Origin of the sequence: Bacteroides sp. 1001136B_160425_E2 (assembly GCF_015559655.1) — a bacterium.
Classification (GTDB): Bacteria; Bacteroidota; Bacteroidia; order Bacteroidales; family Bacteroidaceae; genus Bacteroides; species Bacteroides luhongzhouii.
Window position 1 is genome coordinate 413,565 of record NZ_JADMQH010000001.1, and the last position, 13,056, is coordinate 426,620.

Below are 13,056 nucleotides of genomic sequence, written 5' to 3' on the forward strand. Positions count from 1 at the left end.
ATGGGAAATCATTCAAAAAAAGAGTGGCTTCAGTGGCAATTAACTGAAACACAACAATTATTAGAAGTTTCTAAGGATAGTCTATTAATGAAAGTATCCTTAGAAAATCGTATAGAAGATATAAAAAGACAACTAAAGGAATTAGAAGAACATTCTGTAGAAGCAAAGATTAGTTTACTATTTGCGGGAAATGCAGTTTTGGGTTCTATGGGAATAAAGTCTTCATTTGCTAGCAAAACAATGAGTTCGATACAAGGTATGATAAAGACCCAAATAGTTTATGATGCCTATGGAGAAGAACGTATAGGAAAAAGAGGTAAACTGGGGAAAACTAAAATGGGAGAAATGTTTCTAACAGGTTTACCTCAAGGTTCATTTGGTTTTGAACTCTCTTTAATGAATAATGAAGACCTTTTTGCAGAAGATTACGCAGCTAATTCTATTAAGGAAGTCATGGATATTATTCAAGCTACAGCTACTGACCAAGAACAGTATGAGAAACTAGTTTCCAATCATCCTAGCAGAATGTTTACTTATTTAAAAGATTTCTTCAAGGAGTTAGCGTCAGAAAATAGTATGCTAAAAATGGAATCGGGTAGCCATTATGTGGAATTAAGTGTAGATGATAATATGACAGGGTACGCAAGGACTACATCAACACATTGTCAAGAAAACAACATAAGAATAAATGGTGTTTTCAAAGGAGCATTTGTTGAATCTGGTAAATTTGAATTTTTGGATGAAGATGGCAACATAAAACATGGTAAAATAAGTGAAGATATTGATGAGGATATGATTGTAGAATATATTAGAAGATATTCTAATGAAAATTGTACCATGATGATTCTTGAGCGCAATTTTACTTTTAAAGATGGAAGGGAAAGTACTAGTTATGAGTTAATTGATATTCAAAAAGAAATAGGAAAATAGACTAGTATCAGATAAAAATTAGTAGTCTAGTTAATGAAAAAGTAGAATACACTAAAAGGCATCCTATTGGATACCTTTTACAATATAATTACATATATTTTCAATATACCTAATGGCAACCTCATCTAGTCCACCGTCATCTCGTTCATAGCAAAATGCATTAATGGAATTAGATGAATGTTTCATTGTATAATCAATATAATATTTGCGTAGTTTACGCATACGATAATTGTAAAGTAACTTTTTAAACATAACTTTTAATTTAATATATAAATGGAACCAGAGAATACCCCAAAGGTAATAGAACTCAAGGAGTTTGTAGAGGAAGCAATTTCCCAAATCGTTGATGGTATAACAGCTGCTCAAAAAAGAGTTGAAACCAGTGGGGCTATTGTAAGTCCTCGAAAAAGTAACAGTAAGAACAATGTAGAAATAGAAGGAAAATTATACAGTGTTCAGAATATTGAATTCGAGGTATCATTGGCTAATATGTCCGGTGAAGGTGGAAAAGTTGGCTTTGGAGTTACTTTTGGTGCTTGGGGATTCGGTAGTAATACCAAAATTGAAGGACAAGCTAAGTCAGCTACAAATATAAGATTTAGTATACCTATTGTTTTTCCTTGTATAGATAATAAAGAAAACAAGAAAGTGCAAGTAGCCGGACGACAAAAAATAACCGGATAAACCAACTAATAAATATATGGAAGATAAAGACAAAATAATCGCTTCGCTCCGGCAGCAGCTCCGGAAAGTACTGCGAGAAAACAGCGCCCAAAAGCAAGAAATTGCTCTCTTGAATTATGAGTTAGAAAGGGCTAAAATAAGGCCCTCAAAATAGCGTTCTTTGAACTATCTTTGAAATGGTTAGCTCGCATCATTATAATTGACTGATATGTAGCTGAATATCCTTTATTATCACGCCGCTTTGGGAGCAGGGGGTCGTGGGTTCGAATCCCGCTACCCCGACGAAAAAGAAAACGCTGATAATTAAGTTGCAAACTTGGCTATCAGCGTTTTCTTTTTATTCAAAAACTCCAAAAGCCATCGAAGAAACAACTAAACAAGCTAAAACAAAACAACTTATAAATTATTATTATGAAAAACATTTTATTTACACTTTTTGCTATTCTGATCTTAACTAGCTGTAGCAAAGATGATAACTGGATCGAGCTTAACGAAAACAATATCGTGGGTAATTGGTCGACAGGCATTAAAGGCTCGCATAAGTTTTTAAATTTCGGAAACGATGACAAAGGCTCTTTTGGAATTTATAGCAATGCAGATCCCATTTCTTTCCAAACGTTCAAATACAAAGTCGAAGATAGTAAGATTTACATCTATGATGTATTCCCAAAAGGTAAGTCACCATATTATTTGGACTGTAAAATATCAAATAATAAACTCAAAATTGAAAATGGTGAGGAATCTGGTACTTACGAAAAATTAGAATACTAACTACTTCCAAACTTAAAAATGCTTAGAATTAATAGTATAACACAAAAAATAATATTTATGAAAACAGCTTTTTTATTGGGCAGCATAGGATCAGGACTAATTCTATTATGCCACCTTTATTCGTTTGTCCAAATGATCATAATGAATCGCCCCGATTATTTGTATCCGACATATTACATCCAATCCATTATCATCTTCATAGCATGGACTTTGATTTTCATTTGCTTTATGATCGCTTACCAAAAACAAAACAATAAATCATGGAAGGATTAATACAATTCACAGGCATAGTGATCATTGCATTTGGAATACTGCAAATCATCCTTTTCTTTAAAGTTTGGGGAATGACTAATAACGTCAAACGTATTTGGAAGAAAATAGATAATAAAGACTTTCTTTCCGATGCTTGTGTTTCTTATATAAAAGGCAACTTGGAAGAAACAGAAAGATTGGCAAATGAAGCTTTTCTACAGGAAGTAGCTTTGCTTTCTAAATCATCTGAATCTTATGAAGATTGGATCGATAATTATATAAAAATAAAAGAAAAATATACCCGTATCTTCAAGAAAATAGATAAGCCAGCTCCTGACTTTAATAAATACGAAGAACCGAAGATGTATCTACTTTAAACAATAGAGAAAAAATAAGGCTGACATAACGAGTATCAGCCTTATTTTTTACATATATCCATATCACATATTCAAATAATACTCCCGCGTCAACGCTATATATTCCTCGCTATACTGATGACGTGCCAATTCCGTCAACAATTCTTCTACCACACACTCCTGAACGGAAAAAGAAAAGGTAATCAGCGTACGTTTTGAGACACCGCCGGGTTTAGTAATCACATGAAGTTGACGAACCGCATACAACTTCTTCGCAAACGCAATCTCCTTTACCCGATCGGCCACATCTGACGGAATGACCACCGTAAAAAGTCCGTCGTCCGCTAACAACTCACTAACTCCTTCCAACAAATCGCCATAAGTCAATGAATCATTGTGACGGGCCGTAGCCCTCTGCCGATCCGGACACTCCAGAGAATCGACAAAATAAGGAGGATTTGAAACAATCACGTCAAATTTATCCGAAGACCGGTATTTCTTAAAGTCAGCCTGCACCACCTCTACCCGCTCCCGCCAAGGAGAACGAACCACATTTTCCCTGGCCTGTCCGGCAGCCGCCTCGTCTATCTCCAATGCCACAATCTTTGCGTCCGGCAAACTGCGTTGAGCCAACATTAAAGCCACCAACCCCGTCCCCGTACCAATATCCAATATCCGGCGCGCACCCTCAACTGAAGCCCAAGCTCCCAAAAGCACCCCATCCGTACCGACTTTCATAGCACATTGATCGTGCCACACTGTAAATTGCTTAAATTGAAAATAAGGATTCGACATTTTATCCGTTTGTCTTAAAGCTGTTTTATTCTACTATTTTATTGCAAATCGCCAAAAATAAATAATAATTATGGAATACTCCCTCTACAAACCGATATTTTGGCATTGTTTTTGTGTTTTTATTCTGCGCAGTGCTTTATTATTAGAGAGAATCAATTAACTTTGCAAACGATTTATGCATATCAGTATGACATAAACTAAATTAAAACGAAAAGATGAAAGAAAGATATTTATTGGAAGATGGAAGCGAAAACGGCTTCTCGCTAATCACTGACTATGATGGGAACGATGAACAGGCATTTGATGTAAATGTGAAATCTGGTGAAATTCTTCCGGTACTCCCCCTACGCAACATGGTATTGTTTCCTGGAGTATTCCTACCAATCACAGTGGGCCGTAAGTCTTCTCTGAAACTCATACGCGACGCTGACAAGAAACATAAAGATATTGCCGTAGTATGCCAGAGATCGGCACATACAGAAGATCCGAAACTGGACGATTTACACAATATCGGTACCGTAGGACGAATTGTGAGGATATTGGAAATGCCCGATCAGACAACAACTGTCATCCTTCAGGGAATGAAACGTCTGAACCTGATAAACATTATCGAAACCCATCCGTACCTGAAAGGTGAAATAGAACTTCTGGAAGAAGACATTCCAAGCAAAGACGATAAAGAGTTTCAAGCCCTGGTAGAAACCTGCAAGGACTTGACTATGAGATATATCAAATCGTCAGACGTGATGCATCAGGATTCGTCATTTGCTATTAAGAATATCAATAGTCCGACGTTCCTGATCAATTTCATCTGCTCGAACCTGCCGTTCAAGAAAGACGAGAAGATGGACTTGTTGAGCATCCACTCATTGCGTGAACGCACATATCATTTACTGGAAATCCTGAACCGCGAAGTGCAGTTGGCAGAAATCAAGGCATCCATCCAAATGCGTGCCCGCGAAGATATCGACCAGCAGCAACGCGAATATTTCCTGCAACAGCAAATCAAGACTATCCAGGATGAACTGGGTGGCGGCGGCCAGGAGCAGGAAATGGAAGAAATGCGCCAAAAGGCAGAAAAAATGCGTTGGAACGCAGAAGTCAGGGAAACATTCATGAAAGAACTGGCTAAACTGGAACGCACCCATCCGCAATCTCCGGATTACAGCGTACAGCTTAATTATCTGCAAACCATGCTCAATCTTCCATGGGGTACGTATACAACTGACAATCTGAACCTTAAAAACGCAGAAAAGACGTTGAACAAAGACCATTACGGACTGGAGAAAGTGAAAGAACGCATTTTGGAACATTTGGCTGTATTAAAGCTGAAAGGTGATATGAAATCACCGATTATTTGCTTATATGGCCCTCCGGGAGTAGGTAAAACATCTCTCGGAAAATCCATTGCGTCTGCGCTCAAACGGAAATATGTACGTATGTCCTTGGGCGGCGTGCATGATGAAGCTGAAATCCGCGGCCATCGGAAAACTTATATCGGTGCCATGCCCGGACGAATCATCAAAAGCTTGATTAAAGCCGGTGCATCCAACCCTGTCTTCATCTTGGATGAAATAGACAAGGTCAGTGCCGACCGTCAGGGAGATCCCTCTTCCGCATTGCTGGAAGTGCTTGACCCGGAACAGAATACTTCTTTCCACGACAACTTTCTGGATGTAGATTACGACCTCTCAAAGGTATTGTTTATCGCAACAGCCAACAACCTGAATACAATCCCCGGCCCATTGCTCGACCGTATGGAATTAATTGAGGTTAGCGGATATATCACGGAAGAGAAAGTAGAGATAGCCCGCAAGCATCTGGTTCCCAAAGAGCTGGAAGCCAACGGACTTAAAAAGACAGATATCAAGCTTCCCAAAGATACGCTGGAAGCTATCATCGAGTCATATACCCGTGAGAGCGGCGTTCGTGAACTGGAAAAGAAGATTGGTAAAATCCTTCGTAAATCAGCCCGTCAATATGCCACGGACGGTCATTTCACCAAAACAGAAATCAAACCGTCGGATTTGTATGACTTCCTGGGAGCACCGGAATATACACGTGACAAGTATCAGGGAAATGATTACGCAGGCGTAGTCACCGGATTGGCATGGACAGCCGTCGGAGGCGAAATCTTATTTGTAGAAACGAGCTTGAGCCGTGGCAAGGGCGGACGTCTCACACTGACCGGTAACCTGGGAGATGTGATGAAAGAGTCTGCCATGCTGGCACTTGAATATATCAAGGCACACGCTTCTATCCTGAATCTGGACGAGGATATCTTCGACAACTGGAATATCCATATCCACGTTCCGGAAGGCGCAATTCCGAAAGACGGCCCGTCGGCAGGTATCACGATGGCTACCTCCCTAGCTTCTGCCCTAACTCAAAGAAAAGTGAAAGCCAACATTGCCATGACAGGCGAAATTACCCTTCGTGGCAAAGTGCTTCCCGTGGGTGGCATCAAAGAGAAGATATTGGCAGCCAAGCGCGCCGGAATCAAGGAAATCATCATGAGTGCCGAGAACAAAAAAAACATAGATGAGATTCAGGAGATTTATCTGAAAGGACTGACTTTCCACTATGTGAACGATATAAAAGAAGTATTTGCCATCGCGCTGACCAATGAGAAAGTGGCGGATGCTATTGATTTATCTGTTAAGAAACCCAGCCAGGAATGACATTTGAGTTACAATATACAGATACTAAAAGTAATGCCCGTGCAGGTCTGATTACCACAGACCACGGGCAGATACAAACACCAATTTTTATGCCGGTGGGCACACTGGGCACGGTTAAGGGAGTACATCTGACCGAATTGAAAGAGGATATTCAGGCACAGATTATTCTGGGCAATACCTATCACCTCTATTTGCGTCCGGGGCTGGACGTAATCGAGAAAGCAGGCGGACTGCACCGTTTTAATGGTTTCGACCGCCCGATGCTGACTGACAGCGGTGGTTTCCAAGTATTCTCTTTAGCCGGAATCAGAAAACTGCGTGAAGAAGGAGCCGAATTTCGTTCGCATATCGATGGAAGCAAGCACGTCTTCACTCCGGAAAAGGTGATGGACATAGAACGCACCATCGGCGCGGACATTATGATGGCTTTTGACGAATGTCCTCCCGGTGACTCGAATTATGAGTATGCCAAAAAGTCATTAGGTTTGACACACAGATGGCTCGACCGTTGTATACAACGTTTTAACGAGACGGAACCTAAATATGGTTACAACCAGGCTCTCTTCCCTATCGTGCAAGGTTGTGTCTATCCCGACCTGCGCAAGCAATCAGCAGAGTTTATTGCGTCCAAAGGCGCCGACGGAAACGCTATTGGCGGTTTGGCAGTAGGCGAACCGGTAGACAAGATGTATGAAATGATTGAGATTGTCAATGAAATACTTCCCAAAGACAAACCCCGCTACCTGATGGGCGTCGGAACTCCTGTCAATATTCTTGAAGGAATAGAGCGTGGCGTGGATATGTTCGACTGCGTTATGCCTACACGAAACGGACGAAATGGCATGTTGTTCACCAAGGATGGTATTATCAATATGCGAAACAAGAAATGGGAAACCGACTTCTCTCCCATCGAAGCCGACGGTGCTTCAAGCGTAGATACGTTGTACAGCAAGGCTTATTTGCGCCATCTTTTCCATGCGCAAGAGCTACTGGCCATGCAAATTGCCTCGATACACAACCTGGCATTCTATCTGTGGCTGGCAGGAGAAGCAAGAAAGCATATTATCGCCGGAGATTTCTCGACCTGGAAACCGATGATGGTCAAAAGAGTATCAACTAGATTATAAGAAATGAAAAGCAATCGATTTATAAAACGGCTGGACTGGTATATCATCAAGAAGTTCTTGGGGACATACGTATTTGCTATTGCATTGATCATTTCTATTGCAGTGGTATTCGACTTCAACGAAAAGATGGATAAATTGATGGAGCATGAAGCTCCTTGGGATAAGATCATCTTTGAATACTACATGAACTTTATCCCCTATTTCTCCAATCTGTTCAGTCCGCTGTTCGTATTCATTGCTGTTATTTTCTTTACCTCCAAGCTGGCAGAGAACTCTGAAATCATCGCTATGTTCTCCACCGGTATGAGCTTTAAGAGGATGATGCGTCCTTATATGATTTCGGCCGCTATCATTGCACTGACTACCTTCACGCTAAGTTCGTACGTGATTCCTAAAGGAAGCGTGACGCGTCTGAACTTTGAAGACCGGTATATCAAACCCAAGAAACAAAACTCGGTAAGCAATGTACAGCTAGAGGTAGATAGCGGGGTTATTGCCTATATCGACAACTATAACAACGCCATGAAAACCGGTAACCGTTTTTCATTGGATAAATTCGTCGACAAGAAGATGGTTTCGCATCTGACCGCACGGCGCATCACTTACGATACCACCACCGTTCATAAATGGACGATTCACGATTATATGATACGCGAGCTGGACGGTTTGAAAGAGAAAATCACCAAGGGTGACCGGATCGACTCTATCATCAACATGGAGCCTTCTGACTTTCTTATCATGAAAAATCAGCAGGAAATGTTGACCAGTCCCCAGTTGAGTGACTATATCGCGAAACAGAAGCGAAGAGGATTTGCCAATATCAAGGAGTTTGAGATTGAATATCACAAACGAATTGCCATGTCGTTCGCCTCTTTCATCCTTACCATTATCGGTGTGTCGCTTTCATCCCGGAAAACAAAAGGCGGTATGGGGCTCCATCTGGGTATCGGACTAGGGTTAAGTTTCTCTTATATCCTGTTCCAGACGATTACTTCCACCTTTGCCGTGAACGGCAATGTGCCTCCTGCCATTGCAGTCTGGATTCCTAATATCCTGTATGCAGGCATCGCGTTCTTCCTGTATCAGAAAGCGCCCAAATAAAAGAAAGATATAAAAATAAGAAGTTCCGCCTATTCCTGCTAATGCAAGTGTAGGCGGAACTTTTTTGTTGTATCCATTTCCTCTTTTGTCTATTCTCCATTGTTTTCACCTGACGGTGATCCGGAAAATCCCTCTTTCTCCTTACATTCTTAAAATCGTTAACCGATTTCTTTTACATAAGCAGAAAGATCTGCAGCAGAGATGTTTTTGGCTATAATTACACCATTTCCATCTAATAAATAGTTAGTGAATCCCCGATTTAAACGGTACTTCTTAAATAATCCGGAATCCTCGCCTTCTGTTTCCACGAAACAAGTGGGCGTAACTATTTGATCCTTACGAACGGTTTCCTTAAATATTGACTGATATTCGTCAAATGAAACAGAAACCATTTCCACATTATGAGAAGAACGAAGCGCATTGCTTAAACTTACGTTTTGCATCCGGGACTGCGCGTCATAACTTGCCCAAAAACTTAGCAACACATATTTACCTTTCAAATTTCTCAATTTAAAGGCGGGTTGCTCATTTGACGTAGATTCGATTTTAAAATCAGGGGCTACGTCGCCCTCACTCAAACCTCCGGTAGGTTTGTCTTTCTCTACGAAAGCGGTCAAGGAACAAATCAGTAATACAACAAAAATCCATTTTACATGCTTCATGTAATTCGGTTTTAGTTAATACTATCCGGGACTGTCCTTAAACAGTGGTTTCTTCCCGAAACGTTGTCTTTTCAGGCATCAGGCGAAGAGGAATCCGCTGATTATCAGAGCCTTTATTTTTGAAACCGGGTGCAAAGGTAAGTAAATATTAAATTAACTTCCAAGCAAATAAGCAAAAATATCACTTTTCGGCTATAACTTTTTATGTTATTTAGCATAAAAACGAACTTTTTTCTCTACTTTTGCAGAGTTAAAGTCTATTTTTTATGCAACCATCAAATACTGAATTGATTCTGATTCGAGTTACCGGCGAAGATCGCCCGGGACTGACTGCTTCTGTGACTGAAATCCTTGCCAAATATGATGCTACGGTTCTTGATATCGGCCAGGCAGATATTCATAATACATTATCGTTGGGGATTCTGTTCAAGAGTGAAGAAAGACACTCCGGATTCATCATGAAGGAACTCCTGTTTAAAGCTTCTTCACTGGGAGTGACCATCCGGTTTGAACCTATCACTACCGAACAATATGACAACTGGGTAAGCATGCAAGGGAAAAACCGCTATATCCTGACGGTATTGGGACGCAAACTCTCCGCCCGCCAGATTTCTGCCGCTACAAGCATATTAGCCGAACAGGGCATGAATATCGATGCAATCAAGCGTCTGACAGGTCGTATCCCGTTGGACGAATGTCAGGCTGATACACGCACCCGGGCTTGCATCGAATTTTCAGTAAGAGGTACTCCGAAAGACCGCATTGCCATGCAGGAGAAGTTGATGAAGCTGGCCAGCGAACTGGAAATGGACTTTTCTTTCCAACAGGATAATATGTACCGCCGTATGCGCCGCCTGATTTGTTTTGATATGGACTCTACCTTGATCGAGACAGAGGTAATTGACGAATTGGCCATCCGTGCCGGTGTAGGCGACGAAGTAAAAGCCATCACGGAAAGCGCCATGCGTGGAGAAATAGACTTTACAGAGAGCTTTACCCGTCGTGTAGCCCTATTGAAGGGGTTGGACGAATCGGTAATGCAGGAAATAGCCGAGAGCTTGCCTATCACAGAGGGCGTAGAGCGACTAATGTATGTATTGAAGAAGTACGGTTACAAGATTGCCATCCTATCGGGAGGATTCACTTATTTCGGGCAATACCTGCAAAAGAAATACGGTATAGATTATGTCTATGCCAACGAACTGGAAATCATCGACGGCAAACTGACCGGACGTTACCTCGGGGATGTAGTAGACGGAAAACGGAAAGCCGAACTGCTCCGCCTCATTGCACAAGTGGAAAAGGTGGATATTGCACAGACCATCGCCGTAGGAGACGGAGCCAACGACCTCCCCATGTTGGGGGTTGCCGGACTGGGGATCGCCTTCCACGCCAAGCCCAAAGTGGTGGCCAATGCCAAACAATCAATCAACACTATCGGACTGGATGGAGTGCTCTACTTCCTCGGATTCAAAGATTCTTACTTGAATATGTAATTAGACAAAAAAAATAGATTATCTTTGCTGACAAATTAAATAAAAGAATGAAGTTTTCCGAACTACAATTAAATGCAAATGTGCTTGAGGCGCTTGATGCCATGCGATTTGACGAATGTACGCCTATACAAGAACAAGCAATTCCAATCATACTTGAGGGTAAAGATTTGATCGCAGTAGCACAGACGGGGACAGGTAAAACGGCAGCGTTCCTGCTTCCTGTATTGAACAAATTATCTGAAGGTAAACATCCGGAGGATGCGATTAATTGTGTCATCATGTCTCCTACCCGGGAACTGGCTCAACAGATTGACCAGCAAATGGAAGGGTTTTCCTATTTCATGCCGGTATCGAGCGTTGCCGTATATGGTGGAAATGACGGAATATTGTTCGAACAACAGAAAAAGGGACTCACATTGGGAGCTGATGTTGTCATTGCTACCCCTGGACGTCTGATCGCCCATTTAAGCCTTGGATATGTAGATCTTTCCAAGGTTTCTTATTTTATTCTAGATGAAGCAGACCGGATGCTTGACATGGGATTTTACGAAGATATCATGCAAATAGCCAAATATCTGCCGAAGGAGCGACAGACTATCATGTTTTCAGCAACAATGCCGGCAAAGATACAGCAATTGGCAAATACAATCTTAAACAATCCGTCGGAAATAAAGCTCGCTGTTTCCAAACCTGCGGAAAAGATTATTCAGGCGGCATACGTCTGCTATGAGAATCAAAAATTGGGCATCATACGCAGCCTTTTTATGGATGAGGTTCCGGAACGTGTGATTGTCTTTGCTTCTTCCAAAATCAAGGTTAAAGAAGTTGCCAAGGCGTTGAAATCAATGAAGCTGAACGTAGGTGAAATGCATTCGGACTTGGAACAGGCGCAACGGGAAACGGTTATGCACGAGTTTAAAGCCGGACGAATCAATATATTGGTAGCTACGGACATCGTTGCACGTGGTATCGACATCGATGATATTCGCCTGGTTATCAACTTCGACGTACCTCACGACAGCGAGGACTATGTGCACCGCATCGGACGTACGGCACGTGCCAACAATGACGGAGTGGCACTTACGTTTATCAACGAAAAGGAACAGAGTAACTTCAAAAGTATTGAGAATTTCCTGGAGAAAGAGATTTATAAGATTCCTATCCCTGAAGGATTGGGAGAGGCTCCGGAATACAAACCGCGTTCGTTCAACAAAAACAGGAACGGGAATTTCTCTAAAAGAAAAGATTTCCGGGGAAAAAGAAACAACGGAGGGAGGAAAAGCAGCTACCCTGCGCCCAGAGAAAAATAAAATCTGTAATTCTTTGTTTGGATAGAATCTGTATTTCTTATTGGGAGAAGCCTGATTTCTATTTAGATAGAATATAGAGTCCTTATTTGGATGAAGTAATCTCCAAATCGCCTTTAAAGCTCACTTCCATATTTACAATGCTATATATGGAAGTTTCCGGAATGGCTAATATAGCTTGATAATGAAAACCATTCCGGTTTACTTTCACAAACTTTGTATCTGATAGGATCGATTGCGCCAGGAAATCCGCAGGAAGCACTTTCTCAAACATCTGTTTGGTTATATCACTGGCAAACAGGCTCTTTTTACCTTCGTACACACAGATGTGCATCACATTATCATAGTACACATTATCCATACTAATCCCGTCTTCGGAATAAGTCGTCTTGATGACTTTCATTTTAGATGGGTTAATATATACGTATGCACGATAGCGAGTGCCGTTGTAGGTCACTACACTATCGCGTTTGGTTACTTCTGTATAAGTCGGAACCACAAGTTCCTGACGGACGAAATAGACAGAATCATTGAGGTCTTCAGATTTATGCAGCTTTATTACATTATCCGTGATGGAATGGAACCAGAATATATGCTCCCCTTGCTTATCAATCTTATAATAAGTGGTATCATTTCCATAAGTGTAAAGAGTGTTCCGCATTATTTTAAATGCAATGGGAGTACTTTGTGCATCTGCATAGTAGATGGTATCTCCTTCCACGCGCATCAACGGGCTCTCCGTTTCATCGTCCAGCCAAATTCCCTGCAGTAGCTCTTTTGCGCTAAGATCCTCTTTCTCCTGTTGAAGAGAATGGGGACCTTTATTGCCGCTACATGCCGCGAAAAGAATTGCCATTAACGATACAGCCACATTTTTCATCATCTATCTTAGTT

Annotated in this window: 12 protein-coding genes; 9 read left to right on the forward strand and 3 right to left on the reverse strand. The window is 41.4% G+C overall.

Features of this window, described 5'->3' with window-relative positions:
• From I2I04_RS01610 to I2I04_RS01625, 4 genes are all read left to right on the forward strand, one after another.
• Positions 1-930, forward strand: coding sequence for a hypothetical protein (locus I2I04_RS01610; protein ID WP_195654110.1), 930 nt, complete (start codon positions 1-3; stop codon positions 928-930).
• Positions 931-1,203: 273 nt separating this feature from the next.
• Complete coding sequence (locus tag I2I04_RS01615) at positions 1,204-1,614, forward strand: hypothetical protein (RefSeq protein ID WP_049702751.1); 411 nt, start codon at positions 1,204-1,206, stop codon at positions 1,612-1,614.
• 411 nt (positions 1,615-2,025) lie between these two features.
• Positions 2,026-2,385: a membrane lipoprotein lipid attachment site-containing protein gene (locus I2I04_RS01620; protein WP_195654111.1), complete on the forward strand. Its 360-nt coding sequence runs from the start codon at positions 2,026-2,028 to the stop codon at positions 2,383-2,385.
• Positions 2,386-2,645: 260 nt separating this feature from the next.
• Positions 2,646-3,014, forward strand: coding sequence for a hypothetical protein (locus I2I04_RS01625; protein ID WP_008022415.1), 369 nt, complete (start codon positions 2,646-2,648; stop codon positions 3,012-3,014).
• 63 nt (positions 3,015-3,077) lie between these two features.
• Here I2I04_RS01625 and I2I04_RS01630 read toward each other — a convergent pair whose 3' ends face one another.
• Entirely contained in the window at positions 3,078-3,788 is a 711-nt protein-coding gene (locus I2I04_RS01630) for a tRNA1(Val) (adenine(37)-N6)-methyltransferase (RefSeq protein WP_143258561.1), read from the reverse strand.
• A 215-nt stretch (positions 3,789-4,003) separates the two neighbouring features.
• Here I2I04_RS01630 and lon point away from each other — a divergent pair, with 215 nt between their 5' ends.
• Genes lon through I2I04_RS01645 form a run of 3 tightly spaced genes read left to right on the forward strand, consistent with a single transcriptional unit; the run spans position 4,004 to position 8,697 of the window.
• On the forward strand, positions 4,004-6,469 hold the full coding sequence (lon, locus tag I2I04_RS01635) for an endopeptidase La (protein ID WP_195654112.1): 2,466 nt from the start codon (positions 4,004-4,006) through the stop codon (positions 6,467-6,469).
• Positions 6,466-7,596 carry a tRNA guanosine(34) transglycosylase Tgt gene (gene tgt / locus I2I04_RS01640; RefSeq protein WP_143258563.1) on the forward strand — a complete coding sequence of 377 codons (1,131 nt, stop codon included), beginning with the start codon at positions 6,466-6,468 and terminating at the stop codon, positions 7,594-7,596. Before lon ends, tgt begins: the two co-directional genes overlap by 4 nt.
• Positions 7,597-7,599: 3 nt before the next feature.
• A complete protein-coding gene (locus I2I04_RS01645) occupies positions 7,600-8,697 on the forward strand; it encodes an LptF/LptG family permease (RefSeq protein ID WP_049702750.1) in 1,098 nt (365 codons plus the stop codon).
• 158 nt (positions 8,698-8,855) lie between these two features.
• Here the strand turns inward: I2I04_RS01645 and I2I04_RS01650 are convergent, their stop codons facing one another.
• Complete coding sequence (locus tag I2I04_RS01650) at positions 8,856-9,359, reverse strand: thioredoxin family protein (RefSeq protein ID WP_143258565.1); 504 nt, start codon at positions 9,357-9,359, stop codon at positions 8,856-8,858.
• 266 nt (positions 9,360-9,625) lie between these two features.
• Here I2I04_RS01650 and serB point away from each other — a divergent pair, with 266 nt between their 5' ends.
• Positions 9,626-10,855, forward strand: coding sequence for a phosphoserine phosphatase SerB (gene serB, locus I2I04_RS01655; protein ID WP_143258566.1), 1,230 nt, complete (start codon positions 9,626-9,628; stop codon positions 10,853-10,855).
• Between the two features lie 47 nt (positions 10,856-10,902).
• Positions 10,903-12,165 carry a DEAD/DEAH box helicase gene (locus I2I04_RS01660; RefSeq protein WP_143258567.1) on the forward strand — a complete coding sequence of 421 codons (1,263 nt, stop codon included), beginning with the start codon at positions 10,903-10,905 and terminating at the stop codon, positions 12,163-12,165.
• An 82-nt stretch (positions 12,166-12,247) separates the two neighbouring features.
• On the opposite strand, the gene I2I04_RS01665 is transcribed toward I2I04_RS01660, so the two are convergent.
• Positions 12,248-13,045: a DUF4738 domain-containing protein gene (locus I2I04_RS01665; RefSeq protein WP_143258568.1), complete on the reverse strand. Its 798-nt coding sequence runs from the start codon at positions 13,043-13,045 to the stop codon at positions 12,248-12,250.
• Between the last annotated feature and the right edge of the window lie 11 nt (positions 13,046-13,056).

Coding starts and splice junctions, on each gene's coding strand:
- I2I04_RS01645 (WP_049702750.1), top strand. CDS start 7,600: ATGAAAAGCAATCGATTTATAAAACGGCTGGACTGGTATATCATCAAG.
- I2I04_RS01620 (WP_195654111.1), top strand. CDS start 2,026: ATGAAAAACATTTTATTTACACTTTTTGCTATTCTGATCTTAACTAGC.
- I2I04_RS01650 (WP_143258565.1), bottom strand. CDS start 9,359: ATGAAGCATGTAAAATGGATTTTTGTTGTATTACTGATTTGTTCCTTG.
- I2I04_RS01630 (WP_143258561.1), bottom strand. CDS start 3,788: ATGTCGAATCCTTATTTTCAATTTAAGCAATTTACAGTGTGGCACGAT.
- I2I04_RS01615 (WP_049702751.1), top strand. CDS start 1,204: ATGGAACCAGAGAATACCCCAAAGGTAATAGAACTCAAGGAGTTTGTA.
- I2I04_RS01610 (WP_195654110.1), top strand. CDS start 1: ATGGGAAATCATTCAAAAAAAGAGTGGCTTCAGTGGCAATTAACTGAA.
- tgt (WP_143258563.1), top strand. CDS start 6,466: ATGACATTTGAGTTACAATATACAGATACTAAAAGTAATGCCCGTGCA.
- I2I04_RS01660 (WP_143258567.1), top strand. CDS start 10,903: ATGAAGTTTTCCGAACTACAATTAAATGCAAATGTGCTTGAGGCGCTT.
- I2I04_RS01625 (WP_008022415.1), top strand. CDS start 2,646: ATGGAAGGATTAATACAATTCACAGGCATAGTGATCATTGCATTTGGA.
- serB (WP_143258566.1), top strand. CDS start 9,626: ATGCAACCATCAAATACTGAATTGATTCTGATTCGAGTTACCGGCGAA.
- lon (WP_195654112.1), top strand. CDS start 4,004: ATGAAAGAAAGATATTTATTGGAAGATGGAAGCGAAAACGGCTTCTCG.
- I2I04_RS01665 (WP_143258568.1), bottom strand. CDS start 13,045: ATGATGAAAAATGTGGCTGTATCGTTAATGGCAATTCTTTTCGCGGCA.